The 25,975-nt window shown below is 62.6% G+C and carries 30 protein-coding genes and 1 tRNA gene; 20 read left to right on the forward strand and 11 right to left on the reverse strand.

Going from position 1 to position 25,975, the window contains the following annotated elements:
- Positions 1–126: 126 nt before the first annotated feature.
- Complete coding sequence (locus LSQ66_RS14340; RefSeq protein WP_231765881.1) at positions 127–444, reverse strand: hypothetical protein; 318 nt, start codon at positions 442–444, stop codon at positions 127–129.
- A 64-nt stretch (positions 445–508) separates the two neighbouring features.
- Here LSQ66_RS14340 and LSQ66_RS14345 point away from each other — a divergent pair, with 64 nt between their 5' ends.
- From LSQ66_RS14345 to LSQ66_RS14380, 8 genes are all read left to right on the forward strand, one after another.
- A complete protein-coding gene (locus LSQ66_RS14345) occupies positions 509–1,849 on the forward strand; it encodes a hypothetical protein (RefSeq protein ID WP_231765882.1) in 1,341 nt (446 codons plus the stop codon).
- 10 nt (positions 1,850–1,859) lie between these two features.
- On the forward strand, positions 1,860–2,366 hold the full coding sequence (locus LSQ66_RS14350; protein ID WP_231765883.1) for a DUF4376 domain-containing protein: 507 nt from the start codon (positions 1,860–1,862) through the stop codon (positions 2,364–2,366).
- 2 nt (positions 2,367–2,368) lie between these two features.
- Positions 2,369–2,656 carry a hypothetical protein gene (locus tag LSQ66_RS14355; protein WP_231765884.1) on the forward strand — a complete coding sequence of 96 codons (288 nt, stop codon included), beginning with the start codon at positions 2,369–2,371 and terminating at the stop codon, positions 2,654–2,656.
- A 124-nt stretch (positions 2,657–2,780) separates the two neighbouring features.
- A complete protein-coding gene (locus LSQ66_RS14360) occupies positions 2,781–3,176 on the forward strand; it encodes a hypothetical protein (protein ID WP_231765885.1) in 396 nt (131 codons plus the stop codon).
- A 23-nt stretch (positions 3,177–3,199) separates the two neighbouring features.
- Positions 3,200–3,448: a hypothetical protein gene (locus tag LSQ66_RS14365; protein ID WP_231765886.1), complete on the forward strand. Its 249-nt coding sequence runs from the start codon at positions 3,200–3,202 to the stop codon at positions 3,446–3,448.
- On the forward strand, positions 3,445–3,942 hold the full coding sequence (locus LSQ66_RS14370; protein WP_231765887.1) for a hypothetical protein: 498 nt from the start codon (positions 3,445–3,447) through the stop codon (positions 3,940–3,942). Before LSQ66_RS14365 ends, LSQ66_RS14370 begins: the two co-directional genes overlap by 4 nt.
- Positions 3,939–4,463 carry a hypothetical protein gene (locus LSQ66_RS14375; RefSeq protein ID WP_231765888.1) on the forward strand — a complete coding sequence of 175 codons (525 nt, stop codon included), beginning with the start codon at positions 3,939–3,941 and terminating at the stop codon, positions 4,461–4,463. The genes LSQ66_RS14370 and LSQ66_RS14375 overlap by 4 nt, the downstream gene beginning before the upstream one ends.
- A gap of 44 nt (positions 4,464–4,507) precedes the next feature.
- On the forward strand, positions 4,508–4,780 hold the full coding sequence (locus LSQ66_RS14380; RefSeq protein WP_231765889.1) for a hypothetical protein: 273 nt from the start codon (positions 4,508–4,510) through the stop codon (positions 4,778–4,780).
- Positions 4,781–4,850: 70 nt separating this feature from the next.
- Here the strand turns inward: LSQ66_RS14380 and LSQ66_RS14385 are convergent.
- Positions 4,851–4,927: transfer RNA gene (locus LSQ66_RS14385), tRNA-Pro, on the reverse strand.
- A gap of 75 nt (positions 4,928–5,002) precedes the next feature.
- On the opposite strand from LSQ66_RS14385, the gene LSQ66_RS14390 reads away from it, so the two are divergent.
- Positions 5,003–5,839, forward strand: coding sequence for an SIR2 family NAD-dependent protein deacylase (locus LSQ66_RS14390; RefSeq protein WP_231765890.1), 837 nt, complete (start codon positions 5,003–5,005; stop codon positions 5,837–5,839).
- On the opposite strand, the gene LSQ66_RS14395 is transcribed toward LSQ66_RS14390, so the two are convergent.
- Positions 5,830–6,540 carry a fumarylacetoacetate hydrolase family protein gene (locus tag LSQ66_RS14395; protein WP_231765891.1) on the reverse strand — a complete coding sequence of 237 codons (711 nt, stop codon included), beginning with the start codon at positions 6,538–6,540 and terminating at the stop codon, positions 5,830–5,832. The genes LSQ66_RS14390 and LSQ66_RS14395 overlap by 10 nt on opposite strands.
- A gap of 143 nt (positions 6,541–6,683) precedes the next feature.
- Between LSQ66_RS14395 and LSQ66_RS14400 the strand changes: the two genes are divergently transcribed.
- On the forward strand, positions 6,684–7,172 hold the full coding sequence (locus LSQ66_RS14400; RefSeq protein WP_231765892.1) for a GNAT family N-acetyltransferase: 489 nt from the start codon (positions 6,684–6,686) through the stop codon (positions 7,170–7,172).
- Positions 7,173–7,234: 62 nt separating this feature from the next.
- A protein-coding gene (locus LSQ66_RS14405; protein ID WP_231765893.1) for an IS3 family transposase occupies positions 7,235–8,595 on the forward strand; the annotation gives its coding sequence in 2 pieces (ribosomal slippage) (positions 7,235–7,714 and positions 7,717–8,595; 1,359 coding nt in all).
- Between the two features lie 64 nt (positions 8,596–8,659).
- On the opposite strand, the gene LSQ66_RS14410 is transcribed toward LSQ66_RS14405, so the two are convergent.
- Positions 8,660–9,415 carry a hypothetical protein gene (locus LSQ66_RS14410; RefSeq protein WP_231765894.1) on the reverse strand — a complete coding sequence of 252 codons (756 nt, stop codon included), beginning with the start codon at positions 9,413–9,415 and terminating at the stop codon, positions 8,660–8,662.
- Between the two features lie 213 nt (positions 9,416–9,628).
- Between LSQ66_RS14410 and LSQ66_RS14415 the strand changes: the two genes are divergently transcribed.
- On the forward strand, positions 9,629–10,033 hold the full coding sequence (locus LSQ66_RS14415) for a hypothetical protein (RefSeq protein WP_231765895.1): 405 nt from the start codon (positions 9,629–9,631) through the stop codon (positions 10,031–10,033).
- Here the strand turns inward: LSQ66_RS14415 and LSQ66_RS14420 are convergent, their stop codons facing one another.
- Entirely contained in the window at positions 10,034–11,920 is a 1,887-nt protein-coding gene (locus LSQ66_RS14420) for an MFS transporter (RefSeq protein ID WP_231765896.1), read from the reverse strand.
- 230 nt (positions 11,921–12,150) lie between these two features.
- On the opposite strand from LSQ66_RS14420, the gene LSQ66_RS14425 reads away from it, so the two are divergent.
- From LSQ66_RS14425 to LSQ66_RS14440, 4 genes are all read left to right on the forward strand, one after another.
- Complete coding sequence (locus LSQ66_RS14425; protein WP_231765897.1) at positions 12,151–13,569, forward strand: sensor histidine kinase; 1,419 nt, start codon at positions 12,151–12,153, stop codon at positions 13,567–13,569.
- Positions 13,562–14,128 carry a hypothetical protein gene (locus LSQ66_RS14430; protein ID WP_231765898.1) on the forward strand — a complete coding sequence of 189 codons (567 nt, stop codon included), beginning with the start codon at positions 13,562–13,564 and terminating at the stop codon, positions 14,126–14,128. The genes LSQ66_RS14425 and LSQ66_RS14430 overlap by 8 nt, the downstream gene beginning before the upstream one ends.
- The gene (locus LSQ66_RS14435; protein ID WP_407659519.1) at positions 14,125–15,507 is read left to right on the forward strand and encodes a sigma 54-interacting transcriptional regulator; all 1,383 of its coding nucleotides are present in this window, start codon (positions 14,125–14,127) and stop codon (positions 15,505–15,507) included. Before LSQ66_RS14430 ends, LSQ66_RS14435 begins: the two co-directional genes overlap by 4 nt.
- A gap of 204 nt (positions 15,508–15,711) precedes the next feature.
- On the forward strand, positions 15,712–16,032 hold the full coding sequence (locus tag LSQ66_RS14440) for a BON domain-containing protein (RefSeq protein ID WP_231765899.1): 321 nt from the start codon (positions 15,712–15,714) through the stop codon (positions 16,030–16,032).
- Positions 16,033–16,126: 94 nt separating this feature from the next.
- Here LSQ66_RS14440 and LSQ66_RS14445 read toward each other — a convergent pair whose 3' ends face one another.
- Positions 16,127–17,449 carry a homoserine dehydrogenase gene (locus tag LSQ66_RS14445; RefSeq protein WP_231765900.1) on the reverse strand — a complete coding sequence of 441 codons (1,323 nt, stop codon included), beginning with the start codon at positions 17,447–17,449 and terminating at the stop codon, positions 16,127–16,129.
- A gap of 30 nt (positions 17,450–17,479) precedes the next feature.
- Positions 17,480–18,703, reverse strand: a complete 1,224-nt coding sequence (locus LSQ66_RS14450; protein ID WP_231765901.1) for a pyridoxal phosphate-dependent aminotransferase — start codon at positions 18,701–18,703, stop codon at positions 17,480–17,482.
- Positions 18,704–18,845: 142 nt separating this feature from the next.
- Between LSQ66_RS14450 and LSQ66_RS14455 the strand changes: the two genes are divergently transcribed.
- From LSQ66_RS14455 to LSQ66_RS14465, 3 genes are all read left to right on the forward strand, one after another.
- Positions 18,846–19,223: an Mth938-like domain-containing protein gene (locus tag LSQ66_RS14455; RefSeq protein ID WP_231765902.1), complete on the forward strand. Its 378-nt coding sequence runs from the start codon at positions 18,846–18,848 to the stop codon at positions 19,221–19,223.
- Positions 19,224–19,297: 74 nt separating this feature from the next.
- Positions 19,298–19,741 (forward strand): peroxiredoxin, encoded by a 444-nt coding sequence (locus LSQ66_RS14460; RefSeq protein ID WP_407659641.1) that lies wholly within the window; start codon positions 19,298–19,300, stop codon positions 19,739–19,741.
- 237 nt (positions 19,742–19,978) lie between these two features.
- Positions 19,979–21,748: a PhoH family protein gene (locus LSQ66_RS14465; RefSeq protein WP_231765903.1), complete on the forward strand. Its 1,770-nt coding sequence runs from the start codon at positions 19,979–19,981 to the stop codon at positions 21,746–21,748.
- A 103-nt stretch (positions 21,749–21,851) separates the two neighbouring features.
- Here LSQ66_RS14465 and LSQ66_RS14470 read toward each other — a convergent pair whose 3' ends face one another.
- Positions 21,852–22,280: a VOC family protein gene (locus LSQ66_RS14470; RefSeq protein WP_231765904.1), complete on the reverse strand. Its 429-nt coding sequence runs from the start codon at positions 22,278–22,280 to the stop codon at positions 21,852–21,854.
- 84 nt (positions 22,281–22,364) lie between these two features.
- On the opposite strand from LSQ66_RS14470, the gene LSQ66_RS14475 reads away from it, so the two are divergent.
- Positions 22,365–22,565, forward strand: a complete 201-nt coding sequence (locus LSQ66_RS14475; RefSeq protein WP_231765905.1) for a heavy-metal-associated domain-containing protein — start codon at positions 22,365–22,367, stop codon at positions 22,563–22,565.
- A 1-nt stretch (position 22,566) separates the two neighbouring features.
- Here the strand turns inward: LSQ66_RS14475 and LSQ66_RS14480 are convergent, their stop codons facing one another.
- The 3 genes from LSQ66_RS14480 to LSQ66_RS14490 are packed head-to-tail and all read right to left on the reverse strand — an operon-like array spanning position 22,567 to position 25,892.
- Positions 22,567–23,286 carry a glutathione S-transferase gene (locus LSQ66_RS14480; RefSeq protein ID WP_231765906.1) on the reverse strand — a complete coding sequence of 240 codons (720 nt, stop codon included), beginning with the start codon at positions 23,284–23,286 and terminating at the stop codon, positions 22,567–22,569.
- Positions 23,287–23,691, reverse strand: coding sequence for a Cu(I)-responsive transcriptional regulator (cueR, locus tag LSQ66_RS14485; RefSeq protein ID WP_231765907.1), 405 nt, complete (start codon positions 23,689–23,691; stop codon positions 23,287–23,289).
- A complete protein-coding gene (locus tag LSQ66_RS14490; protein WP_231765908.1) occupies positions 23,688–25,892 on the reverse strand; it encodes a heavy metal translocating P-type ATPase in 2,205 nt (734 codons plus the stop codon). The genes cueR and LSQ66_RS14490 overlap by 4 nt, the downstream gene beginning before the upstream one ends.
- Positions 25,893–25,975 lie beyond the last annotated feature (83 nt).

Here is a 25,975-nt window from a genome sequence, read left to right on the forward strand (position 1 = left end):
GCGCTTCCACTTTCCATCCTTCATATGGCGCTGGACGAAGATACGTCCAGGGAGCGCGCAGCAACCGAATAGAAAAAGCGCACCAAGCGGTTTTAGGATCAAAGCGATTGTCCAAGTCTCCATACGTTACCCCTTGCATTTCACAAACATATTGCGTTTAGTGCTGACACCAGAGACAGCGTTAAATGATCCTTTAGATTTGTTGCGGTCAGCCTCGATGCCGCCAGACGCAACCGAAAAAGGCACCGCACTGCCGTACTGATCTACGATAGAAAATCCAGCTGCGCCGCAGATCTCGCCTGCTTTCTCAACGCATGCGCCCATTGTCTGGTAACCGCCGTTACAGGTAATTGAGTGGCCCATGGAGCCATCCGCAAGATAGGTCGGTTTAACGCTGACACAGCCAGATAACACTACGCAAAGAAAAACAAGCAAGGTTTTCATTTTCTTTCCTTCAGCCGCTCATGCGGCTTTTTTTTGCACGTCGGGATGACGTTCAGGAGTTCATATGCCCCGTAATGGCAGTGGCGTCTTTACGCCCTTCACGCCCGGTAATCCGGTCGTTACCAATACTACCATCAGTAGCACGGCGTTCAATAATACCATTGATGATATAGCAACCGGCCTAACCCAGAGTATTTCCAGCACGGGGGTTACTACGCCGTCTGCCAATCTGCCGATGGGCGGGTTCAAGTTCACGGGAATGGGCGCTGGTACTGCGGCGACGGACTCCGCGACCCTGGGCCAAGCGCAGACGCAAACCGCAACATTCGCGGGAACTGCTGGTGGCACCGCGAATGCGCTGACGCTCACTCCTACCCCTGCGATCACCGCCTATGCGATAGGCCAGTATTTCCGATTCAAGTCTGGGGCTTCGGCCAATACCGGCGCAACGACCGTGGCAATTTCTGGCCTAGCTGCCGTTACGGTGCAGGTGAATGGAGCCGCCTGCGTTGGCGGCGAGATTATGCCAAATCAGTGGTACGAAATTCTGCTGGATACCGCTGGCACTTGCCAACTCAAGCGCATTGGCGATAGCGCCGGGATCAAGGGGCCGGATATCGCCAGCGCTGCAACAATCAACCTTGACACCGCGCCTGGCGATTTTGCGCACATCACCGGGACCACCACAATCACCGCTATCACACTCACCTCGGGGCATGAGTACGAATTGGTATTTGATGGCGTACTTACGCTGACGCACAACGCTACGAGCCTGATCCTCCCAGGTGGCGCAAGTATCACCACCGCAGCCGGCGACCGCGCAAAGTTCCGTGGCGACGGGGCCGGAAACGTGCGATGCATGTACTACACCAAGGCTAGCGGTACCTCCGTTATCTCGCAGTCCCCGGGGGTAATCTTTATCGCATCACTTACGCCGACAGCGGCAGCCAACGTAGATTTCCTCAGCACCTTTACGTCAACTTATGACAACTATCTCATACAGATCAGTGGTGTTATCCCTGCGTCATCGGATGTCCTGCGTGCTAGGTTTGCGATTGCCGGCTCAGTGAACTCTGGCGCAACATACGGTAATGATTCTGTAACTGCGGGCACGGCCACAACGGGCGATTCGTTTATGTCTGTAACCACGGCTAGTGTTCTGGCAAACAGTACGGGCGGGGTCTGTGGCACTCTCCACGTCCACAACGCCAATAGCGCAGCGTCCGCAAAGGTCCTGATTTCGCACACCATGTGCATGACTGGTACGGCGACCCAGGCGCAAGCAGACACCATCGGATCAAACTTCGTGTCCGCCAATGCTGTCAGCGGCATTCGATTCTATTGGTCAGGCGGAGCTAATTTTGCAGCAGGCGGGAGTATCAAGATTTACGGGGTACTAAACTAGAGGTCAGCTAATGGACAAAATTTGCTATTGGGACGACACCGAAAAGGTGCAGAAAGAGCGTGATGCCACGCCAGAAGAACAAGCGGAGATCGATGCTAACCGGGCTGCTGCCGTTTCTCTGGCCGCGCTGCGGCAATGGGAAGCGATCAAGCAGCTCCGTGATGCCAGGATCTTGCAAGGCGGATTCCCGGTCGGTCCTCACTGGTTCCATAGTGATCTGATCTCCCGTTCTCAATTCTTGGCCGCAGCACGGCGCGCGGATTTGGTGGCGGCGTCTGGGGGCGATATGAATGCGATTCTGACGAACTCGGAAGGCAATGCAATAGCCGTTAAAACGATGGACAACGGGCATGTCCCAGTAACGGCTAGTTTGGCCCACACGATTATGAGTGCTGCCGAGTTGCAGGAATCGAACACCTACAAAGTCGCCTTGCAACATAAGGCCGGCATGGAAGCCGCCGAAAACCCGGCAAGCTACGACTACAAAACTGGCTGGCCACCCATTTTTGGAGAATAGAAATGAACGTGAGGCACGGCTTCTACCAACTGTTTATCGCCTTCGATCAGCTTTGCAATGTCGTTCTAGGCAATCCGTTTAGCACCGAGACTTGGGCAGACGAGACTGTCTCGTCGCGTTGCGGCCGCCTCGGCGACCGTTACCCGTACAAGGTATTCAGAGTCGTCATCGACAGCTTGTTCTATCCATTCCAGGGTCCGAACCACTGCTGGAACGCCTACCAGAAGGAGCTTAGCCGGTATCAGTTCCCGCCCGAGCAGCGCAAAGTTTCCAACGACCAGCCCGCATAAGCGGGCATTTTTTTGAAAGGTAGCAAATGAAAAAAGACCTGTTCGCAGTGGGTGCAGGTGGTGGCCAACAGCGACCGCCTGAAAAGAAAACTTCCACCCCACCCCAGACTCCGAAGCCTAAGAAATGAACTGCTGGCGCTCCCGCTTGATCCTCGGAGTGGTGTTCTGGCTCGCCATGGACATTCACGCCGTTGTGACCGCTGATCTGCCGAACACGCCCGCTGGGATGCTGATCTTTCACGGGAGCGCCGCGGCGGTTGATTTTTTCTTGCTGTGGTCAACGCCCTGGCTATTGTCTGGGCGACTTTGTACCGACATGGAGACCCTATGTCTCGTTTCCATTGTCGGCAATGCGCTCGGATGGGCGCTCTATCTGGCCTATGCCCCGCCAGTGATTTACAACACTTTCATGTGGGGCTTGAGCTATGTGCAATGGGGCAGATTGTTACTACCAGACCGTCATGCTGCTGATTATCTCGGGATCGATATGGTTTGCGGCGCTGCTGGTCGGCGCGGTTGATCGGATTTTAAAGAGGCGAATGAATGAACGAGCCAGAAATCGTACGCACGGCCGTAGAAGCGGCTAGCAATCCGAAAGTAGCTACCGGCGTGGCAGCGGCGGTGACTTCGGCTGGAGCGGCTGCCAAGCTAGATTTGATTCAGGGCTGGTTGAGTACGGCGACGATGAGCATTGGCTTGGTGACGGCAGGCGTAGTCCTGGCGATCCAGCTGATCAAGCTGGCGCGCACGTGGCGCGCCTACCGCAAGGACGAACGGGAGAATGAAGAATGACGCCCATCCGCCTGCTGCAGACCGCCATCATGCCCGCGCTGAACGAGCTGGCGACCCTTGGCATCCCCGCTAACATCCGCGCCGCGCGCTTTATGCTGGCCATCGCCCTGCAGGAAACCGGCTTGAACCACCGCCGCCAGGTGCTGGCCGGGGGCGCCGAGGAAGGCCCCGCTTGCTCCTTCTGGCAGTTCGAGAAGGGCGGCGGCTGCAAGGGCGTGCTCACCCATCGAAGCACTGCGGCCCACATGGCCGAGCTTTGCGACGCATTCAACGTGAAGCCCGAACCGCAAGCGCTATGGGAAGCCATGCGCTACCAGGACCTCGTCGCCGCCGCAGCGGCCCGGCTCCTGATCTACACGGTCCCGAAGGAGCTCCCCCAGAACCCGGACGAAGGCTGGCAGCAGTATCTAGCGGCCTGGCGGCCTGGCAAGCCGCACCCAGAGACCTGGGCGCGCAACTGGGATATCGCCACCACCACCGTAGGAGTGAAATGATGGGCCCCCTGATTCCGATTGCTATGCAACTGGCGCAGTATGCGCCGAACATCATCAAGATCCTGTCCGGCAGCGACAAGGCGGCCGAGGTTGCGGAGAAGGTTGTCGGCGTGGCCCAGGCCATCACCGGCCAGCCGGACGGCGAAAGCGCGCTGGCCGCCCTGAAGGCTGATCCGAACAAGGTGCTGGAGTTTCAGGAGGCCATGGCCGCGCAGCAGCTGCAGCTGGAGCAGATGTACCTGGCTGACACCCAGAACGCCCGAGCCCGCGACGTGGATCTGGCCAAGGTCGGCATCCTGAACTACCGCGCCAACATGCTCGCGGGCGGCGCGGGCGCGCTGGTGGTCTTCTGCCTGGCGATCATGGTGTGGCGTTCGGGCTTGGACAACGATGCGAAGGCAGTCATCACCTTGATCCTTGGCCGCGCCCTGGGCTGGATTGAGCAGGTCTTCTCGTTCGAGTTCGGCACGACGCGCGCCAACAAGGTGAAGGACGACACGATCAAGGCACTTTCGAAGTAATCCCCGCTGACTGATATACTGTGTTTGCATACAGTACATTGGCCATGAAATATCCTCCTTCGCTCACCAAGGCTGAGCTTCTCGAAATCCAAGCGCGCCGCAGTGCCGACGACGTGCTGCGGCTTCTATGGGAGATCGCACGCCTGCGCCGCCGTATCATGAAGGCACGCCAGATCGCACACATGATCTACGGCAAGAATGATGCCCTGGGCATGCTGGCCGAGCAGTTTCGGAAAGATCTGGAAGAAGAGGCGGTAGTTGCCGAGTGGAATGCGGAATGGGCTGGGCGCCATCCGAAGGGCGAGGAGAACAGCTGAGTATTATACGGCTGTATAAAATACAGTGCTGAGTATACATACACCCAGCACTGTAAGTGCCTGATTCTAATGGTCGGGGCGAGAAGATTCGAACTTCCGACCCCCTGCACCCCATGCAGGTACGCTACCAGGCTGCGCTACGCCCCGACGAGCCACGAATTATAGCAGAGGGGTTGAAGGTTTTGCTATCCTTTCTTGCGAACTGATTGCACTCATCTTTCCATGGCCCTCGATACCGCCCAGATCCGCCGCGCCGCCGACCTTCTCGACGAGGCCGACGGCCTTATCATTGCCGCCGGCGCGGGCATGGGCGTGGACTCGGGATTGCCGGATTTTCGCGGCAATGAAGGCTTCTGGAAGGCCTACCCTGCGCTCGGCCGCAGCCGCATGGACTTCGCCCGCATCGCCTCCCCCGTCGCCTTCGAGCGCGATCCTGGCCTGGCCTGGGGCTTCTACGGCCACCGCCTCGCACTGTACCGGTCCACGCGGCCGCATGCGGGGTTCGGCCTGCTCCGCGCCTGGGGCGAGGCCATGCCGCAGGGCTGCCGGGTTTTCACGAGCAATGTGGACGGCCAATTCCAGCGCGCAGGCTTCGATCCCGCGGCAATTTACGAATGCCACGGGTCCATCCACCACCTGCAATGCATGGACGGCTGCGAGAGCGCCATCTGGGAAGCCGAGTCCTTCGCGCCCGAGGTGGACCAGGAACGCTGCCGCCTGCTGAACGAGGCCCCGCGCTGCCCCCACTGCGGCGGACTGGCCCGGCCCAACATTCTGATGTTCGGCGACGGCGGCTGGATCGAACGGCGCAGCGCGCAGCAGGCGCGGCGTCTGGAGGCCTGGCTGGAGATGGTGGAGCGCCCGCTCGTCATCGAGCTGGGCGCGGGCACGGCGGTGCCTTCGGTGCGCTACTTCAGCCAGGGCATCGTGGCGCGCGGTGGGCGGCTGGTGCGGATCAATCCGCGCGAGCCGGAGGTGGCCAACCGCCGCGACGCCGGCATCGCCGCCGGAGCGCTGGAAGGCCTGCAGGCCATCGCGGCGCTGCGCGCTCAAACGTAGCGGACGGAGAGCTCGGACAGGCCTTCGATACGCGCGGTCAGGGTCTGGCCGCGCTGCACGGCACCCACGCCTTCCGGCGTGCCCGTGAAGATCAGGTCCCCCGGTTCGAGCGTGAACAGGGTGGAGAGGTTGGCGATCGTCTCGGCGATGGACCAGATCAGGTGGCTGACATGGCTGTCCTGCTTCATCACCCCATCCACCTGCAGGCTGATGGCCGCCTTCTCGATGCCCGGCACCGAAGCGGCCGGGTGCAGCAGGCCCACGGGCGCGGAATAGTCGAAGGCCTTGCCGATTTCCCAGGGGCGGCCCGCGTCTTTCATTTTTCCCTGCAGGTCGCGCCGCGTCATGTCGAGGCCCACGGCGTAGCCAAACACATGCGAGAGCGCCTCGCCGATCGGAATATTGGCGCCGCCCTTGCCGATGGCGGCAACCAGTTCGCACTCGTGGTGGAAGTTGCTGGTCTGGGGCGGGAAAGGCAGTTGCGCCGTGACGCCCGGCATCACGGCCACAACGGCCTGGGCATCGCCGGGCTTGCAAAAGAAGAAAGGCGGTTCGCGCGTGGGGTCCGATCCCATTTCGCGCGCATGGCCCGCATAGTTGCGGCCTACGCAATAGACACGGCGCACGGGGAAGCGCGCCTCCGTTCCTGCTACCGGCAGGGCCGCCATCTGTGGCGCAGGAATCACGAAATTGCTGCTCATATTGCTCCATTGGAGAGGGAAGTTCAGCCTCCACTGTGTACACACAGCAGTGATTTGTCAAACCGTCCAATCTTGGTGTTATGATGATTACGCAGCTCCCGCTTCGCCAACGCCGTTCTCTCGCTCAGGAAAGACGCACCGCTATGGCCACCCGGACTCCACGCACTATCGAAATGCGCGCCGCCGAACCTGCCGACCAGGCTTTCATGGAGCAGCTGTACGCGCTCACGCGCGGCGATGTCTCCCATATGGAGGGCTGCGACGCCAGCACAGGCGCCCTTCTGCTCTCCCTGCTGTACCGGGCCCGCCAGAGCCACTTCGAAAAGCTCTATCCCTATGCCGACCTGGCCATCATCACCGAGCACGAGCTGCCCATCGGCCGCCTCTACGTGAATTACAGCCAGGACGAAATCCGCATCATTGACATGAGCCTGCTGCCCGAATGCCGCAACCGGGGCATCGGCCTCGGCCTGCTGCGCAGCCTGCAGGCCCAGGGCGTGCGCATGCGCGTACCGCTGCACGTGGATGTGCTGCTGGGAAGCCCGGCCCAGCGGCTTCTGCAGCGCTGCGGCTTCGTATCGCAGGGCAGCAACGGGGTCTACAACGCCATGAGCTGGCAGGCTCCGGGATAAAAAAAAGCCCGCATCAATGAACTGAACCCCAAGAGTTGGACACCAACTTTTGGGGTTTTTTCATGACGAAGTACGATGAGAAGTTCAAGCTAGCGGTAGTTCAGCAGTACCTGCGCGGCGGGGCCGGTTACAGGACGATCGCGCAAGAGCATAGGGTCGCATATGGGATGGTGCGACGCTGGGTGGAGTCGTTCCGGGCCCATGGTGTCGGAGGACTCAAGAAGAAGTTCAGCCACTACAGTGCCGAGTTCAAGCTCTCAGTCTTGCGGCACATGTGGGAAAATGAACTTTCATACGGTCAGACGGCCGCTCAGTTCAATATCCGCAATCCTGGCATTCTGGCTGCTTGGGGGCGTAGTTACGAAAATGGCGGGCTGGATGCCCTGCAGCCCGGCCAACGAGGAAAACCGAGCAAGATGGCAACCGCAACGGAAAAAACAGAAGATTCCCCCAACGATGACACGCGCACCCGCGAGGAGCTGCTGGCGGAGGTAAACCATCTCCGCATGGAGGTGGCATATCTAAAAAAGTTGCGAGCCTTGGTTCAAGCACAGCAGAAGGCGACTCCCGCCAAAAAGCGCAAGTAGTGCAGGAACTAAGGCAGCAGTATCCAATTGCCGGATTGTTGAAGCTGGCAAAGCTGCCGCGCAGCACCTTCTACTACCAGCAGAAAGTGCTTCAAGGCGGCGACAAGCACGCGCAGGTTAAAGAGCAGATCAAGACGATATTTAATCGTCACCAGGGACGTTATGGCTATCGCCGCGTCACTGCCGCGGTGCGTCAGCTGGGTCTGCTGGTCAACCATAAAAAAGTACAGCGCTTGATGGGAACGCTGGGACTGAAATCGCTGGTTCGACCCAAGAAATACCGATCATTCAGGGGCGAGGTGGGGCGTGCTGCATCGAACGAGCTGAACCGCCAGTTCCAGGCCGATGCCGCCAACCAGAAGTGGGTTACCGATGTGACCGAGTTCAATGTGGCCGGCAGGAAGCTGTATCTTTCGCCTGTGCTCGATCTCTACAACGGCGAAATCGTCGCCTTCGAAACCGCCGAGCGTCCCAAGTTCGAATTGGTCAGCTCAATGCTGAAGCAGGCACTGGCGAAACTCGGCCCCAACGACAAACCGATGCTTCATTCCGACCAGGGGTGGCAATATCGTATGCCCGCCTACCAGCGTCAGCTCCACCAACGCGAGCTGGTGCAAAGCATGTCGCGGAAGGGAAACTGCCTCGATAACGCGGCGATGGAGAGCTTTTTCGCGGTGTTGAAGACCGAGTTCTTCTACCTCAATAAGTTCAACAGCGTCGAGGAACTCAGGGCTGGGCTGAAGCGCTACATCCATTACTACAACCATGACCGCATCAAGCTCAAACTAAAAGGGCTGAGCCCGGTACAATTCCGGACTCAGCCCTTGGCTGCCTAACTAAACTGTCCAACTCTTTGGGGTCAGTTCACAAGCGGGCCCTTTCTTTGAGATGGCTTCGGAATCAGGTAGTGGTGACTGGTACGAAGCTGATCGTCAGGCTTTGCAGGTAGATGCTGCTCGTGTCCTCGAAGCCGGAGTCGATACCGAACAAGACCCACACCTTGCCTTCCGCATCGGTCTTGACCGTGATGCCGGTGGTGTTGCGCAGCAGCTTGGCAACGTAGCGCGGAGGCGCATTGCAGGCCACGCCGTTGGCGATATTGCCCAGCACCATGCTGGCCGCGCCAGGGGTGCCCTGGTTGCCGCGGTCGATGTTCACCTTGGTGTAACCGGTGCTGTCCGCCGTGGCCTTGGGCTCGGTCGGCGAGGCGGCCGCAATCACGTACACCGATTCGCCCGGAGCGCCGCCCACACCCAGGCAGCCGGAAGGCGCGCTGCTCACCAGGTTGGCCTGGATGGTGAAAGTGTAGTTGGTGGATGCCGTCAGGCCAGTGAACTGCTTCTTGATGTACAGGAAGGCGTCGTCGCTGTTGTTGCGCCCGCCGATGAACATGGCCTTGGTGTCGACATACGGTGCAGGAAGCGCACGCTGCTCGAATGCCACGCCGGTCGGCGCGGTAGCCGCCGTGTAATCGCTGGATTCGCCGTTCCAGCCTGCCCAGTTTGCCGGGGCCTGGCTGAAGTCGGAAGTGTAGAGGCCGCTCACGGCCACCGGGGTGCTAGTGCTCGGCGCAGCGGGATCGTCGCCCCCGCCGCCGCAGGCGGTCAGCAAGGCAAGGGTGGCGGCGGAGAGACTGGCAAGCCAAATGCGCTTCATTATTGTTCGTTCTTTCTGTGAGTCGGAAGTTTTGATTGTAAGAAGTATCAATTACTTCCGCATAATCATTTTGTAACGAGTTGTACAGATTGCGGACGATACAGTACCACGTTCGGCGCCTGTTGCAAAACCGGCATGGGCGGGGCCCGAAGCGTTGCCGAGCATGGTCCCGTCCGCTAGAATGCCTGCGCTATCCAACCACCGGGGAACGCCGTGAAACAAACCGCAGTACGCCAAGTCAAGAGCTCCTTCACCATGGCCGACCTTGTCGGCAACGCCCTGGTGGTCAAGTTCACCTACACGGACAACAAGGCGTCGAGCGTGATCTTCCCCGGCTCCATCGTGCTGTGGCTGCTGCGCCATATCCCCGTGAACCAGAATCCCGACCTGAAACAGCCGCCCGAGCCGCAGCCGCTGTTCCGCGAAGAGTGGGACGACGCCGTGACGCCGCGCGTGCTGTCGGTGCAGTGCAAGCAGTTTGAGGATGGCGTGCGCATGAACCTGGAGCTGAACCGCAAGCCGGACCTGAGCCTGCTGCTGGATGCCGGGAACCTGGAGCTGATTCGCCAGGTCTTCGGCATGTACGCAAACGAGCTCGTCAACATCGACGGGCTCTGATTACTTCCAGTCTCCCCGCAGGTCGAGCACGGCCTGCTGCAGCCGTTCCGGCGTTGCCACGGTCGGCGCCACCGGCTGTCCCACGGCGAGGGCCAGGCGCGAGCGCAGCCCCTTGCGGAAGGCGCGCTCGAAGACGTTATCCTTGCTGCGGCTGAGCAGGTGGCCCCACAGGCCGCGCAGCGCCATCGGAATCACCGGCACCTGCGAACGTTCGATGATCTTCGCAATGCCTCCCTTGAACTCATTGATCTCGCCCGTTGCAGTCAGGCGTCCTTCCGGGAAGATGCACACCAGCTCCCCGTCGTGCAGCGCGTGCGCGATATCCACATAGGCCTTCTCCAGCAGCCACGGGTCTTCCTTGGCGGGCGCAATCGGAATCGCCTTGGCAGTACGGAAGATCCAGCCCAGTAGCGGCGTATTGAAGATGCGGTGGTCCATCACGAAGCGGATCGGACGCGGGCTCGCCGCGCCGATCACAATGGCATCCACATAGCTCACATGGTTGCAGACCAGGACTGCCGCGCCCTCCTCCGGAATGCGGTCCGCGCTCTGCACTTTCACGCGGTGCAGGGTGTGAATGAGCAGCCAGGCGAGGAAGCGCATGAGGAACTCCGGCACCAGCGAGAAGATGTACACGGCCACCACCGCGTTCATGATCGCCGTCGCCAGGAAGAGCTGGGGAATGGTGAAGCCATGGCCGAGCAGCAGCATGGCCACGCCCGCGGCGGCCACCATGAACAGCGCATTCAGGATATTCATGCCCGCGATGGTGCGCGAGAGATGCTTGGGATCGCAGCGCAGCTGGATCAGCGCGAACAGCGGCACAATATAGAAGCCGCCGAACACGCCGATCATCACCACATCGAATGCCACGCGCCAGCCGCCGGGCTGCGCCAGCATGCCCAGCGCATCCACCGAGGAGGCGGCGGTGTAGCCAAGGCTGGCGAAGTACAGGTCGACGCCGAACAGGGAAAGGCCGATGGAGCCGAAGGGCACGAGGCCGATCTCCACCTTATGCCCGGACAGGCGCTCGCACAGCAGGGATCCCGCGCCGATGCCGAGCGAGAAAGCCGTCAGCAGCATCACGAACACGCTATGGTCGCCATGCAGGTAGTTCATGGCATAGACGGGGAACTGCGCCAGCACCAGGGCGCCGTAGAACCAGAACCAGGAGTTCCCCAGCATGGAAAGGAAAACCGTCCGGTTCTGCTTTGCATAGGAGATGTTGCGCCAGCTTTCCGTGAGCGGATTCCAGTTGATCTTCAGTTCGGCGGCCGGTGCGGGGGTGACGGGAATGCGGTAGGCTGCCATGAGGCCCAGCACGGCGAACAGCAAGGTTCCCGCCGCCACCATGTGGATGCCGTAGGGCTGCTGCATCACGATCACATCGCCCGCGATCTGGCCCAGCAGGATGCCGACAAAAGTCCCCATCTCCACCATGCCGTTACCGCCGGTGAGTTCTTCGGGCTTGAGCTGCTGCGGCATATAGGCGTATTTGACGGGGCCGAACAGCGTGGAGTGCGTGCCCATGCCCACGATAGCGAGAATCAGCAGCCAGAGCGTATGCGTAAACCAGCCTATGCCCGCCACGGCCATGATGCCGATTTCCAGCCACTTGATGAAGCGCGTGAGCCCGGACTTCTCGAACTTCTCCGCGATCTGCCCTGCCGTGGCGGAGAACACCACGTAAGGAAGAATGAAGAGACCTGGAATGAGGTTCGTCACCATCGAGGGCGAGAGCGTGGTCCACTTCGCCGCGTCGAAGGTGAGGATGACGATCAGCGCCGTCTTGAACAGGTTGTCGTTGAAGGCGCCGAGGAACTGCGTCCAGAAGAAGGGGGCGAAGCGGCGCTGCGTCAGCAGCGTGAACTGGCTGGATTTGCTCATGTCGCTGAGGTTGATTATTAAGAATCGACAACATACATCACAATGGCACGGCGGACAACATGGCAAGTCAACGCCCCAGCCAGGCTTGAGCGCTCTCAAGCCGAGCCCGTGTCACCTTCTGGTGCCAGGCACCAGAAGGTGACACGGGCTCAGGCGTTGGGCTGCTGAGCCAAGCGGACGCGCCGCTGCTGGGTTTTCTCCTATGATGCTAGGTCAACCGCCCTCGCATCATGATCACAAAGCTTTCGTTCCGCCAACTTCTGCTGGGCGTCTTCCTGCTGATTGCCCTGCTGCTCAGCGCGAGCTCGATCCACGCGCTGGTGACGCTCGACCAGTTGGCGGCGCTGAGCCGGGCCACCGGGCGCGACGCGCTTCTCCTTACCGCGAATGCCCAGCGCCTGGCGGAGCGCAGCGTGGCCATGGAGCGCAGCGCGCGCCAGTTCCTGGTGCTGAACGATCCCGTCTTCCGCGAGCGCTACGCGGAGGCCTGGCGCGATGCCCAGGCGTCCCTCGAAGCGATTGCCGGCGGGCTGCCGAACGCGCAGCGCGGCGCTTTCGAGGACTGGCGCCGCCAGGGCGAGAACGCCTGGAAGGCGCTGGACATGCCGCGTTCGCGGCGCAACGCGCGCCAGCAGCTTCTGAATGCTGCCCTCCTCCGCCTCCCGGCCATCAACGAGGAACTGGCGGACGAGGTGAAGATGGAGGTCGACCGCCGCAACAACGAGGTGCTGCGCGAGCTGGAAGCGCGGCGGCATACGATGACAGGCCTCGCCGCGGGCTCCATCGGCCTCGCGGCCATCCTGGCTTTCGGCTTCGGCGTATGGCTGGCGCGCCCGCTCAAGCAGATCGAAACGGCCGTGGGCCGCCTGGGCGGCAACCGCTACGACCTGCCCATCGTGGTGGAAGGCCCGCACGACCTGCGCCGCCTCGGCCAGCATCTGGACTGGCTGCGCCAGCGCCTCGCCGCACTGGAGGCGGACAAGTCGCGCTTCGTGCGCCATATCTCGCATGAACTCAAGACGCCGCTCGCCGCGCTGGTGGAAGGCGTGGCCTTGCTGGAGGACGAAGTCGCCGGTCCGCTCGCGCCCAACCAGCGCGAGATCGCCGCCATCCTGCACCAGAACACCGCGTCACTGCAAAACCAGATCGAGGACCTGCTGCGCTACAACGCCGCCAGCTTCGAGGCCCAGCGCCTTCTGCGCGAGCCTGCCGACATGAAGGCCCTGATAGAGAAAGTGATCGAAACCCAGCGCCTGCAATGGCAGGCGCGCGGCCTCACCGTGACGGTGGAAGGCGATGCGCCTCCCGTCAACGTGGATGCGGACAAGCTCTCCGCCGCCGTGAGCAATCTGCTGTCGAACGCGGTGCGCTTCAGCCCCGAAGGGGGCGCGGTGCGCTTCCATCTCTCGGCCTACCGCAAGCTGCTTACCCTCGATTGCATCGACAACGGGCCCGGTGTCGCGGATGCCGACGCCGACCATATTTTCGAGCCCTTCTACCAGGGCCAACGCCAGCCGCCGGGCGCCAGACGCGGCAACGGGATCGGCCTTTCCATCGTGCGCGAATACATCAACGCGCACGGCGGCAGGCTGCGCCTTCTTCCCTCGCCGCAGGGTGCTCACTTCAGGATCGAACTGCCTTATGAATAAGAATATCCCCTCGCTCTGCCTGCTGGCGATGCTGGCCGGGTGCGCCGCGCAGCCGCCACGCCCTCCCGCGCACGTGCTGCCCTCTCCCCCTCCGGTGAAGCCGGTGCCGCTATCGGTGGCGCCGGTGCCGCCGCCGGACGAGGTCTCGCCGCTGCTGGCCTATCACCAGTCGCTGCGCCGCATGACGCAGGGAGAACTGCTCAAGGAATTGAGCGGCCTCACTCTCCAGCAGCGCACGCCCAAGCTCATGCTCCAGTCGGGAATGATCCTGATGCTCACGCATGGCAATGGCGACCTGGCGCGGGCCCAGGCCCTGTTCGATACCGTGGCCACAGCGGGCGAGCCAGAAGCGCAGGGACTGAAGTCCTTCGCGCAGCTGCTCTCCACGCATTGCGCCGAGGCGCGCAGGCTGGCCGACCATGCGGAGAAGCTTCAGGCGCAGCTGAAGGAGAACCAGCGCAAGACGGACCAGCTGAACGAAACGCTGGAGGCGCTGAAGGCCATCGAGCGCGGCCTCCCTGTCCGGCCGCAAACCGGCAGCACACCGGGAGGCAAATGATGGCGAACGGCGCCCATCTCCTCCTGGTCGACGACGATGCCGACCTGCTGCGCCTGCTCTCCATGCGGCTCACCGCCAACGGCTACCGCGTGACGGCCGTGGACAGCGCGGAGGCGGCCCTCGCCCGCATGTCCATCGAACTGCCTGCCATGGTCATCAGCGATATCCGCCTGCCCGAACGCGACGGCATGGCCCTGTTCCAGCAGATCCGCAGCGAATACCCTGCCCTGCCCGTGATCCTGCTGACCGCGCACGGCACCATTCCCGATGCGGTGGAGGCCACGACGCTTGGCGCCTACGCCTACCTCACCAAGCCTTTCGATGCGAAGGTGCTGCTGGAACGCATCGAGCAGGCCCTCAGCATGACGGCGCCCAGCGCATCGCACACCTCGCGGGACGACGAATGGCGCGCGGAGATCATCAGCCGCAGCCAGTCCATGGCGGAGCTGCTGGCGGAGGCCCGCCTCGTCGCGGCATCGGATGCGAGCGTGCTGATACGCGGAGAGAGCGGCACGGGCAAGGAGCTGCTGGCCCGCGCCATCCACCGCGCCAGCCGCCGCGCCAAGGCGCCCTTCATCGCCGTCAACTGCGGGGCGATACCGGAACAGCTGCTGGAGTCGGAACTGTTCGGCCATGTGAAAGGCGCCTTCACGGGCGCCGTGGCGAGCCGCGAAGGCCTGGTGCAGGCGGCGGATGGGGGCACGCTCTTCCTCGACGAAATCGGCGACATGCCCTTGCTGCTGCAGGTGAAGCTGCTGCGTGTACTGCAGGAGCGCGTGGTGCGCCAGCTGGGATCGGACAACGGCCGCCCGGTCGACGTGCGCGTGCTCTCCGCCACCCACCGCGACCTGGACGCGGCCATGCTGGAAGGCCAGTTCCGCGAAGACCTTTACTACCGCCTGAACGTCATCACGCTCACCTTGCCGCCCCTGTCGCAGCGGCGCGAGGATATCGGCCTGCTGGCCACGCAGTTCCTGCAATCCCTGGCGGCGAAATACCAGAAGACCGTGAACGGTTTCGCGCCGGACGCGCTGGAAGCGCTGACGCGCGCCTCGTGGCCGGGCAACGTGCGCCAGCTCTACAACGTTGTGGAACATGTATGCGCGCTGGCCACGGCGCCCCTGGTGCCGCTCTCGCTGGTCCAGCGCGCCTTGCGGGTGCCCTCGCTGGAAGTGCTCAGCTATACGGAAGCGAAGCAGCGCTTCGAGCGCAACTATCTCGTGCAGCTGCTCAAGCTGACGGATGGCAATGTCGCCGACGCGGCCCGGCTCGCCGAGCGTAACCGCACGGAGTTCTACCGCCTGCTCCAGAAATACGACCTCAACGCCAGCCAGTTCAGGGGGGACGGTCCACCTGTCGCCGAGGAGCGACAAGAATAGTTCCTTAAAAATCAGCCACTTATACGATTGCGCCCGCCATCTGTCGCCAGGTCCCGACAGATGGCGGGCGTTTTTTATTTCTGGTCGGAACGGCAATATTGCAAGCCCTTGATTTTGCTGGCTTTTCGCAAGCTGGCACGGCACTTGCGATACAGGGGCTAACGTCACACTCGGCGTTACTCAACCATGAATGGAGATAAGACCATGACGCATACCAAACTGATCGCCTCCCTGCTGGCCGCTGCCACCATGGGTGCCGCTTCGCTGACCGTCATTGCTGCCGAGCCGCAACAAGATGCCGCGATGGCGGGCGCCGCTGCGGCGACCGGGGATACCGCGCTGACTTCCAAGGTGAAGGCTGCGCTGGCAGACCAGAAACAAATCGGTGTCACGACCAACCAGGGCGTGGTGGTGCTGACGGGCACCGTTGCCAGCACCGATGAAGGCACGAAGGCGATCCAGGCGGCATCCGCCGTGGCCGGTGTGAAGGAAGTGAAGAGCGAACTGACCGTCGCTAGCAAGTGAGCAAGTCCCAGTAGTACCCGCAGTACCAGCATCTGAGAGTAGTAGAAGTACCTCCCCTTAGAACGGGTGACGCGCAAGCGTCACCCGTCTTTTTTTACGCGAGGTTTTCGAGGCGGATCTTGGTCACGCTGCCCAGCACCGTGGGCAGGCCTTCCATGCGGGCGATGGCCGCCTGCACGTTCTTTTCCTGCGACTGGTGCGTGAGCATGATGATGTCGGCGTGGGTTTCGCCTTCCGCCGGCTCCTTCTGCAGCATGGCGTCGATGGAGATCGAGCCGTCCGCCAGGATGCGGGTGAGGTCGGCCAGCACGCCAGGCTGGTCGGCCACGCGCATGCGCAGGTAGTAGGATGTGGTCACTTCGGCCATCGGCAGGATGGCGATGTCCGCCAGCTCGTTCGGCTGGAAGGCCAGGTGCGGCACGCGGTGCTCGGGGTCGGCTGTGGCCAGGCGGGTGATATCCACCAGGTCCGCGATCACGGCGGAAGCGGTAGGCTCGGCGCCCGCGCCCTTGCCGTAGTAGAGCGTGGCGCCGATGGCGTCGCCCTGCACCAGCACGGCGTTCATGGCCCCTTCCACATTCGCGATCAGGCGCTTGGATGGAATCAGCGTGGGGTGCACGCGCAGCTCGATGCCTTCCGTGCCGTTCACGCGTGCGCGCTTGGCAATGCCCAGCAGCTTGATGCGGTAGCCCAGCTGCTCGGCATAGCGGATATCCACGGCTTCGAGCTTGGTGATGCCTTCCACGTGCGCCTTGGAGAACTGCACGGGAATACCGAATGCGATGGCGGACATGATGGTGGCCTTGTGCGCCGCGTCCACGCCTTCGATGTCGAAGGTGGGATCGGCTTCCGCATAGCCCAGCTCCTGCGCCTGTTTCAGCACGGTGCCGAAGTCCAGGCCCTTGTCGCGCATTTCGGAGAGAATGAAGTTGGTGGTGCCGTTGATGATGCCCGCGATCCATTCGATGCGGTTGGCGGTGAGGCCTTCGCGCAGCGCCTTGATGATGGGGATGCCGCCTGCAACGGCAGCCTCGAAGGCCACCATCACGCCTTTTTCCTGCGCGGCCTTGAAGATCTCGTTGCCGTGCACGGCCAGCAGGGCCTTGTTGGCGGTGACCACGTGCTTGCCGTTGGCGATGGCCTTCAGCACCAGCTCCTTCGCGGTGTCGTAGCCGCCGATCAGTTCAACGACGATATCGATTGCGGGATCGTTGACGATGTCGAAGGGATCGGCCACCACCTTCACTTCGCCGTTCGTGCGCTGCCTCGCGCGCTCCAGGTTGCGCGCCGATACCGCAACGACTTCGATGCCGCGGCCCGCGCGGCGGCGGATCTCTTCCTGGTTGCGTTTCAGGACGTCGAAGGTGCCGCCGCCCACATTGCCTACACCCAGCAGGCCTACTTTGATGGATTTCATAATTCTGGTTCTTGTTGCGTGTTGATCGGGTCAGCCCTGCCGTTTCCGGTAGCCGTCCAGGAAGCGCGCAATGCGTCCGAAGGCGTCCGTCATGTCGTCGGTATTGGGCAGGAACACCACGCGGAAGTGATCCGGCGATATCCAGTTGAAGCCCGTACCCTGGACCACCAGGACCTTGGTTTCTGCCAGCAGATCGTAGGCGAACTGCTGGTCGTCCGCGATCGGATAGACCTTCGGATCAAGACGGGGGAACATGTACAGCGCTGCCTTGGGCTTGACCACGCTGACGCCGGGAATGTCGGTCAGCAGCTGGTATGCCAGGTCGCGCTGCTTCAGCAGCCGCCCGCCGGGGCCCACCAGGTCTTGTATGCTCTGGTAGCCGCCGAGCGCAGTCTGGATGGCAAACTGGCCCGGTGCGTTCGCGCACAGGCGCATCGAGGCCAGCATGTTCAGGCCTTCGATATAGTCTTTCGCGTGTCTCTTCTCGCCCGACACCACCATCCAGCCGGCGCGGTAGCCGCAGGAACGGTAGTTCTTGGACAGGCCGTTGAAGGTCACGCACAGCAGGTCCTCGCACAGGGAGGCGATGGAAGTGTGCTGGGCGCCATCGTACAGCACCTTGTCGTAGATTTCGTCGGCGTAGATGATGAGCTGGTGCTGGCGCGCCAGCTCGATAATCTGCAGCAGCACCTCGTCCGGATACAGCGCGCCGGTCGGGTTGTTCGGGTTGATGACGACGATGGCCTTGGTATTGGGCGTGATCTTGCGCCGCATGTCCTCGATGTCGGGATACCAGTCCTGCTGCTCGTCGCAGATATAGTGCACGGGGCGGCCGCCGGACAGGCTGACGGCCGCGGTCCACAGGGGATAATCCGGCGCGGGCACCAGCACCTCGTCGCCGTTGTTCAGCAGCGCGTTCATCGACATCACGATGAGCTCCGAGGCGCCGTTGCCGAGGTAGATGTCGTCGATGCTCACGCCCGCAATGTTCTTGCTCTGGGTGTAGTGCATCACCGCCTTGCGCGGTGCAAACATGCCCTTCGAGTCGGTGTAGCCTGCCGCATTGGGCAGGTTCACCATCATGTCGTGCACGATCTCGTCGGGCGGGTCGAAGCCGAACACCGCCAGGTTGCCGATGTTCAGCTTGGTGATCTTGTGGCCCTCTTCTTCCATCTGGCGCGCCTTTTCGGGCACGGGACCACGGATCTCATAGCAAACTTCAGCCAGCTTGTTCGATTTCTGAATCGGTCGCAAAATCTTCCCCGGTGTAAAAATGCTGCATTGCGAAAATAAAACCCATTCTGCCGAATGCGCCTGATTTAATCAACCACCGGGGGCGGCTGGCGGGGAAAACGTTACAATAAAGGCTCTTTTGCCAGCAATATCCCCTCCGATCATGAAGCTTCACGCCAGTTCTACCCAGCAATATCAAACCATTACGGGTTATTTCCCCGGCGGCGTCGAGATCAACGCCAAGCCCTACGACGCCAGCCTGCTGGTGCTGCCCGAGGTCGCGCCCCGCCCCTGGCCGGTGGAGAACTTCGCCTCCCTCACGGTGGAGCACTTCGAGCAGCTGCTGGCCGAGCAGCCGGACGTCGTCATCCTGGGCACCGGGGAGCGCCAGCGCTTCGTGCATCCGCGCCTGAGCGCGCCGCTCACCAGCCGCCAGATCGGCGTGGAGTGCATGGACACGAACGCCGCCTGCCGCACCTACAACATCCTGATGGGCGAAGGGCGCAAGGTGCTGCTCGCCCTCATCATCGAAAAGTCTTGAAAACAGAAAACTTGCCTCAATATTAAAGACCAAAATAACACTTCCTCCAGGAGAACCTTGTGGCCGACAGCCTCATCGCCGACTTTTCCGCTCCCATGACGGGCGGACAGACCTTCCAGCTCTCCGGCCGTCCGGCCAAGTCCACCGTGCTGTTCTTCTACCCCAAGGACAATACCCCGGGCTGCACCACGGAGAACATGGCCTTCCGCGACCTGCACGACAAGTTCACCGCCGCGGGCGCCGAGGTGTATGGCGTGAGCCGCGACTCCCTGCGTTCGCACGAAGGCTTCAAGGCCAAGCTGGGCCTGCCTTTCGAGCTCATTTCCGACCCCGACGAGGCGCTGTGCCAGATCTTCAATGTCATGAAGCTGAAAAAAATGTATGGCAAAGAAGTACGGGGAATCGAGCGCAGCACGTTTGTCATTGACGCAAACGGCCGATTGGTGAAAGAATGGAGAGGCGTGAAAGTACCTAATCACGTGGACGAAGTGCTGGAATTTGTAGCGCGTCAGGGCTGAACGAACGCGCTGCACACTCAGCGATGCTCAACCGCAGCAGAACCTTGAAGTGTGTTAGCCAGATTTTGAGTCAAGCGAGTTCCTCTTCTCAAACTGCCAGGCGGCTGTCCGGCCGCCTCCCGGTATGTTTTACGGGCACGCAAAGCCCGCAGGCATCCTTATTATCCAAACCAGTCTCCGATACGCACCCTGGCTCCTGCCATGGCGTGTGCGGACATTTTTCATATTGAGATCCTGATGCCACTGCCAAAACTGCCTACCAAGCCAGCCACGCTCCTGCTGGCAAAAGATTACCCGAAGGCCGGCGGCGCCAACGCCGTGCCCTTCCCCGACGAAGAAGCAGCGCCTGCGCCGAAGAAAGCGGCCGTGAAGGCAGCTGCGAAGACCGCCAAGCCCGCGGCAAAGAAAACCGCCGCGAAGAAAGCGCCCGCGCTCAAGCTGGCGCCGCCCGCGCCGCAGCCTGCGGCCGAAGCGCCCGTGCGCGCCAAGACCGCGCGCAGCAAGCTCACGCCCGTCAAGGCCGAAGCGCCGCATCCGGCCAAGCACAAGCCGCATGAAGTGCAGATCAAGTCCTCCACCAGCCGCAAGGCCGACAAGAGCGGCCTGACGAAGCTCTTCGTGCTCGACACGAATGTGCTGATGCACGACCCGACGTCCCTCTTCCGCTTCGAAGAGCACGATGTCTTCCTGCCGATGATGACGCTGGAAGAACTGGACAACCACAAGAAAGGCATGTCCGAAGTGGCGCGCAACGCGCGCCAGGTGTCGCGCACCCTGGACGCGCTGGTGGGCGGCACCGAGGAAGACGCCATCGAGCAGGGCATCCCCCTGTCGAAGCTGGGCAACAAGGATGCCAAGGGGCGCCTCTTCTTCCAGACCCGGGTGCAGGTGGCGGACCTGCCGGAAGGCCTGCCGCAAGGGAAGGCCGACAACCAGATCCTGGCCGTGGTGCGTTCGCTGGAAAGCGAGCAGCCTGGCCGCGCGGTGGTGCTGGTGTCCAAGGACATCAACATGCGCATCAAGGCGCGCGCCCTGGGCCTGCCCGCGGAAGACTACTTCAACGACCACGTGCTGGAAGATACCGACCTGCTGTACTCGGGTATCGTCCAGCTGCCGGACGACTTCTGGAACAAGCATGGCAAGGACATGGAGTCCTGGCAGGACACGCGCAACGGCTACAGCACCACGTTCTACCGCGTGACCGGCCCCTTCGTGCCTTCGCTGCTGGTGAACCAGTTTGTCTACCTGGAGCCGAACAACGGCGAGTCCTCTTTCTACGGCCAGGTGAAACAGCTGAACGGCAAGACCGCCGTGATCAAGGTGCTGCGCGACTATAGCCACAACAAGAACAATGTGTGGGGCGTGACCGCGCGCAACCGCGAGCAGAACTTCGCGCTCAACCTGCTCATGGATCCGGAATGCGATTTCGTCACCCTGCTCGGCCAGGCCGGTACGGGCAAGACCCTGCTGGCGCTGGCCTCCGGCTTGGCGCAGGTGCTGGAGACCAAGCTGTATAACGAGATCATCGTCACCCGCGTCACGGTGCCGGTGGGCGAAGACATCGGCTTCCTGCCCGGAACGGAGGAAGAGAAGATGGGTCCGTGGATGGGCGCCTTCGACGACAACCTCGAAGTGCTCAACAAATCCGACGGCGACGCGGGTGAATGGGGCCGTGCGGCGACGCAGGACCTGATCCGTTCGCGCATCAAGATCAAGTCCCTGAACTTCATGCGGGGCCGCACCTTCGTCAACAAGTTCCTCATCATCGACGAAGCGCAGAACCTCACGCCGAAGCAGATGAAGACCCTGGTGACGCGCGCCGGTCCCGGCACGAAGATCCTCTGCCTGGGCAATATCGCCCAGATCGACACGCCCTACCTGACGGAAGGTTCGAGCGGCCTGACTTACGTGGTGGACCGCTTCAAGGGCTGGTCGCACAGCGGCCACGTCACCCTGGCGCGCGGCGAACGCTCGCGCCTCGCCGACCACGCCAGCGACGTGCTCTAAAAATTCCTTAAAGGGGACAGACGGGGACGCCGAGTCCCCTTTAAGAAACAAGAGCAGCAGCGCAAAAATTGCTTAAAGGGGTCTGTCCCCTTTAGGCAATTTTTTATTGGACGCGGCGGGCGATGGGGTGATCGGGATTGAGCTGCAAAAGGTCCCACAGGTTGCCGTAGAGGTCCGCGAAGACGGCGACCATGCCGTAGTCCGCTTCCTTGGGCTCGCGGACGATGCGCACGCCGCGCTCCTGCAGGCGGCGGTAGTCGCGCCAGAAGTCGTCCGTGTTCAGGAAGAGGAAGACGCGGCCGCCCGCCTGGTTGCCGATGAAGTCTTCCTGCTCGGGCTTGGAGGCGCGCGCCAGCAGGATGGTGGTGCCGCTGCCGCCCGGCGGCGCCACCACCACCCAGCGCTTGTCCTGCTCGGCCTGATAGCTGTCGTCCAGCAGCTCGAAGCCGAGCGTGTTGACGTAGAAGTCGATGGCCTCGTCGTAGTCGCGGACGACAAGGGCGATGTGTACGATGGATTGTTTGGCTGTCATGCGAATATTGTAGACCGCATTCGCTTGACCTTGCCACGGTGGGAAGGACTAGAGTGAAGCCATCACCACTGCGAAGGAGTTGTTATGTACAAGCTGGAAGTAGACAAGATGAGCTGCGGCCATTGCGTGGCCACCGTCACCAGGGCCGTCAAGGCGCTCGACAGCGATGCGAAGGTCGATATCGACCTGGCCAGCAGGCAGGTCAAGATCGACACCGATGCGGAGCTGGACGAGGTGCGCGAGGCCATTGCGGCGGCGGGCTACCCCGTCCTCAGCGCGGCCTGATTCAGCGTTCCAGTTCGGGGTAGCGGCGGAAGATGCCGTCCTCGTTGAAGGGAATGCGCCGCTTCGACGCGAGATAGGCCGCGATGTTCGGCCGCTCTGCCACCATATCGTGCAGGGCGATGAGTTCGGGCCATTGCGGCTCGAGTCTTGCCATCGCCTTGGGGAAGGCGTAGCGCAGGCCCTCGACCAGCTGGAACAGGGAAAGGTCCACATACGTCAGCCGCGAGCCAACGGCGAACCTGCCCCGCCCGGCATGGTTCCGCACCACCTGTTCGAAGTAGCCGAGGTATTTCGGAATGCGCCCGCTGGTGAAATCCTGCGCGCGCTTCTTCGCCTCCTTCTTCTGGTCCTCGTAGTAGAGGTTCGTGGACACGGGATGGTGCGTGTCGTGCGCCTCGTTGACGATATCCGCAATCGTCAGCTGCAGCTGGTTGCACCATAACCTGCCCGCCTCGCTGCGCGGCGCCAGGCCGTGGCGCGCGCCGAGGAAGAGCAGAATGCTCGCCGTCTGCCCGATCAGCAGATCCCCCGCCTTCAGCACGGGCGGCGCGAACGAGGGCGTTCCCGGCTGGGCGTGGTCGATGGACGCCATCAGCGCTGGCATGCCCTTCCTGTTCCGCGCCACGTCGGCATAGGGGATGCCCGCCTCCTCCAGCGCCAGCCGCACGAATTCGCCGCGTCCCTGGATGGTCGGCCAGTAGTACAGCACGTAGGGTTCCATTCAAGCCTGCCTGGTTTCCAGGTGCCCGAGCGTTTGCAGGATGGGGCAGTCGGGACGATCGTCGCCATGGCAGCAGCTCGCAAGCGATGCCAGCGTGTCGCGCATCTCGGTCAGTTCCCGGATGCGCTGATTCAGTTCATCCACATGCGACAGGGCGATACTCTTCACCGCCGCGCTGGCGCGCTGCTTGTCCTGCCACAGCGAGAGCAGGCCCTTGATCTGCTCCAGCGAGAACCCCAGGTCGCGGGCACGGCGGATGAAACGCAGCGTGTGCAGGTCCCGGTCACCGTAGATGCGGTAGCCGCTGTCAGTGCGCTGCGTCGCGGGCACGAGGCCGATGCTCTCGTAGTAGCGGATCATCTTGGCGCTGACGCCCGAGGCGGCAGCGGCTTCACCGATATTCATGCGTGCTCCTTGCTGCCCGGCTGCCAGCGGCGCAGCAGCAAGGCGTTGGTGATGACGCTGACGGAACTCAGCGCCATGGCCGCTCCCGCCGCGACGGGGCTCAGCATGCCCAGCGCAGCCAGCGGAATACCAGCCAGATTGTAGACGAAGGCCCAGAACAGGTTCTGGCGGATCTTGCGCATCGTGCGCTGGGAGATGTCGATGGCATCGGCCACCAGAGCGGGATCGCCGCGCATCAGCGTCACCCCAGCCGCATGCATGGCCACGTCCGTGCCGCCGGACATGGCGATGCCTACATCCGCAGCGGCCAGCGCGGGCGCGTCGTTGATGCCGTCGCCCACCATGGCCACCACCGCGCCCTTGCGCCGCAGCGCGGCTACGTGCTCGGTCTTGTCCCCGGGAAGCAGGTCGGCGTAGGCCTCCGCAATGCCGACACTGGAGGCGATGGCATCCGCGCTGCCCTGGTTGTCGCCGGTGAGCATGGCCACAGCGATGTGGCGGCGCTGCAGGCGCTGAACGGCTCCCTGCGCGCTGGGCTTGGGCGGATCGGTGAAGGCCAGCAGGCCAAGCAGGCGCCCTTGGTCCGCATCCGCAAGCCAGGACACTGTATGGCCGCTGCGTTCCAGCTGCCGCGCGCCCTCCTCCAGTGCCTGCAGAGCGATGCCCTGCTCCTGCATCAGGCGAGAACTACCCAGCAGCACGCTCCGTCCCTCGACCCTGCCTTGCAGGCCGCGCCCCGGCAGCGCGGACACTGCCGCCGCAGCCGGGACCGGCAAACCCGCTGCCGCATCGAGCACCGCCCGGGCCAGCGCATGTTCGCTGCCCCGCTGCAAGGAAGCGGCCAGCGCCAGCACGCGCTGCTCTTCCACACCCTCTGCCGCCTTCAGTTTCGCCAGGACGGGGCGGCCCTGGGTCAGCGTGCCGGTCTTGTCGAAAACGACGGTATCGATCCTGTGCGCCAGCTCCAGCGCTTCTGCATCCTTGATCAGGATGCCATGACGCGCGGCGACGCCGGTGCCTGCCATGATGGCGGCGGGCGTCGCCAGGCCGAGCGCGCAAGGGCAGGCGATCACCAGCACCGTTACCGCATTGATGGTGGCCAGTTCGAGGTCGCCCGAGTGCCACGCCCATCCGGCGAAGGTGAGCGCGGCCAGCACCAGCACCACGGGAACAAAGATGGCGCTCACCCTGTCCACCAGTTTCTGCACAGGCGCCTTGGCGGCCTGTGCGTCCTCCACCAGGCGGATGATGCGGGCAAGGGTGCTCTCTGCGCCCACTGCGGTGGTGCGCACAACGAGCATGCCTTCGCCGTTGATGGAGCCGCCCGTGACGCGGTCGCCGGTCTCGCGCGGCACCGGCAGGCTTTCACCCGTCATCATGGATTCGTCCACGTGGCTGGAGCCCTCGGCCACCACGCCGTCCACTGCAATGCGCTCGCCAGGCCGCACCACCACCATGTCACCAGACCTAACCTGCGCGACGGGCACGTCCACTTCTTCCGCGCCGCGCCGCACGCGCGCCGATTCAGGGCGCAGGCTTTGCAGGGCGCGGATTGCAGCCGTCGTCTGGCGCTTGGCCCGGGCCTCCAGCCATTTGCCCAGCAGGACAAGAGTGATCACCACGGCCGATGCTTCGAAATAGAGATGCGGCATGCCTTCCTGCCCCGCCAGCAGCAGGTAGACGCTCAGGCCATAGGCCGCGCTGGTGCCGAGCGCCACCAGCAGATCCATATTGCCGGAGCGCGCCATCGCCGCCTTCCAGCCCGCGCGGTAGAAACGCGCGCCGAGAACGAACTGGACGGGCGTGGCCAGGAGCCACTGGATGCGGGAATCCAGCATCCAGTGATAGCCCAGCCAGTCGAGCAGCATCGGCAGCATCAGCGGCAGCGAGAGCGCGGCCGCCAGGGCGACGCGGGCTCCCTCGCCCAGCAGCGGCTCGGCGGCAGGCGCCGGCGCCGCGGCGGGGCCGGCAAAGGCGTCGTTGGCCGCTTCCGCGTGGTAGCCCGCGCGTTCGATCGCCTCCTGCAGCAGGCCGAAATCCAGGGCCTGGGCCGATTCGACACGCGCCGTTTCGGTGGCGAGATTGACGCTGGCCTTGCCTACGCCCGGCACCGCCTCAAGCGCCTTCTCGACACGGGCGACGCAGGACGCGCAGCTCATGCCGCCGATCTTTACTGCCTGGGTATGGGGGGAAGTGCTCATCGGGATACTCCTTGACCATGATTTGGCCACAGCATGAAGTATCCCATGATGGGAAGGTCAAGCGCTGTTTCGCAGCGCCTGAC

The sequence above is a fragment of the Massilia endophytica genome (genome assembly GCF_021165955.1).
GTDB classification, from domain to species: Bacteria; Pseudomonadota; Gammaproteobacteria; order Burkholderiales; family Burkholderiaceae_D; genus Rugamonas; species Rugamonas endophytica.

Coding starts and splice junctions, on each gene's coding strand:
- LSQ66_RS14340 (WP_231765881.1), bottom strand. CDS start 444: ATGAAAACCTTGCTTGTTTTTCTTTGCGTAGTGTTATCTGGCTGTGTC.
- LSQ66_RS14345 (WP_231765882.1), top strand. CDS start 509: ATGCCCCGTAATGGCAGTGGCGTCTTTACGCCCTTCACGCCCGGTAAT.
- LSQ66_RS14350 (WP_231765883.1), top strand. CDS start 1,860: ATGGACAAAATTTGCTATTGGGACGACACCGAAAAGGTGCAGAAAGAG.
- LSQ66_RS14355 (WP_231765884.1), top strand. CDS start 2,369: ATGAACGTGAGGCACGGCTTCTACCAACTGTTTATCGCCTTCGATCAG.
- LSQ66_RS14360 (WP_231765885.1), top strand. CDS start 2,781: ATGAACTGCTGGCGCTCCCGCTTGATCCTCGGAGTGGTGTTCTGGCTC.
- LSQ66_RS14365 (WP_231765886.1), top strand. CDS start 3,200: ATGAACGAGCCAGAAATCGTACGCACGGCCGTAGAAGCGGCTAGCAAT.
- LSQ66_RS14370 (WP_231765887.1), top strand. CDS start 3,445: ATGACGCCCATCCGCCTGCTGCAGACCGCCATCATGCCCGCGCTGAAC.
- LSQ66_RS14375 (WP_231765888.1), top strand. CDS start 3,939: ATGATGGGCCCCCTGATTCCGATTGCTATGCAACTGGCGCAGTATGCG.
- LSQ66_RS14380 (WP_231765889.1), top strand. CDS start 4,508: ATGAAATATCCTCCTTCGCTCACCAAGGCTGAGCTTCTCGAAATCCAA.
- LSQ66_RS14390 (WP_231765890.1), top strand. CDS start 5,003: ATGGCCCTCGATACCGCCCAGATCCGCCGCGCCGCCGACCTTCTCGAC.
- LSQ66_RS14395 (WP_231765891.1), bottom strand. CDS start 6,540: ATGAGCAGCAATTTCGTGATTCCTGCGCCACAGATGGCGGCCCTGCCG.
- LSQ66_RS14400 (WP_231765892.1), top strand. CDS start 6,684: ATGGCCACCCGGACTCCACGCACTATCGAAATGCGCGCCGCCGAACCT.
- LSQ66_RS14410 (WP_231765894.1), bottom strand. CDS start 9,415: ATGAAGCGCATTTGGCTTGCCAGTCTCTCCGCCGCCACCCTTGCCTTG.
- LSQ66_RS14420 (WP_231765896.1), bottom strand. CDS start 11,920: ATGAGCAAATCCAGCCAGTTCACGCTGCTGACGCAGCGCCGCTTCGCC.
- LSQ66_RS14425 (WP_231765897.1), top strand. CDS start 12,151: ATGATCACAAAGCTTTCGTTCCGCCAACTTCTGCTGGGCGTCTTCCTG.
- LSQ66_RS14430 (WP_231765898.1), top strand. CDS start 13,562: ATGAATAAGAATATCCCCTCGCTCTGCCTGCTGGCGATGCTGGCCGGG.
- LSQ66_RS14435 (WP_407659519.1), top strand. CDS start 14,125: ATGATGGCGAACGGCGCCCATCTCCTCCTGGTCGACGACGATGCCGAC.
- LSQ66_RS14440 (WP_231765899.1), top strand. CDS start 15,712: ATGACGCATACCAAACTGATCGCCTCCCTGCTGGCCGCTGCCACCATG.
- LSQ66_RS14445 (WP_231765900.1), bottom strand. CDS start 17,449: ATGAAATCCATCAAAGTAGGCCTGCTGGGTGTAGGCAATGTGGGCGGC.
- LSQ66_RS14455 (WP_231765902.1), top strand. CDS start 18,846: ATGAAGCTTCACGCCAGTTCTACCCAGCAATATCAAACCATTACGGGT.
- LSQ66_RS14465 (WP_231765903.1), top strand. CDS start 19,979: ATGCCACTGCCAAAACTGCCTACCAAGCCAGCCACGCTCCTGCTGGCA.
- LSQ66_RS14470 (WP_231765904.1), bottom strand. CDS start 22,280: ATGACAGCCAAACAATCCATCGTACACATCGCCCTTGTCGTCCGCGAC.
- LSQ66_RS14475 (WP_231765905.1), top strand. CDS start 22,365: ATGTACAAGCTGGAAGTAGACAAGATGAGCTGCGGCCATTGCGTGGCC.
- LSQ66_RS14480 (WP_231765906.1), bottom strand. CDS start 23,286: ATGGAACCCTACGTGCTGTACTACTGGCCGACCATCCAGGGACGCGGC.
- cueR (WP_231765907.1), bottom strand. CDS start 23,691: ATGAATATCGGTGAAGCCGCTGCCGCCTCGGGCGTCAGCGCCAAGATG.
- LSQ66_RS14490 (WP_231765908.1), bottom strand. CDS start 25,892: ATGAGCACTTCCCCCCATACCCAGGCAGTAAAGATCGGCGGCATGAGC.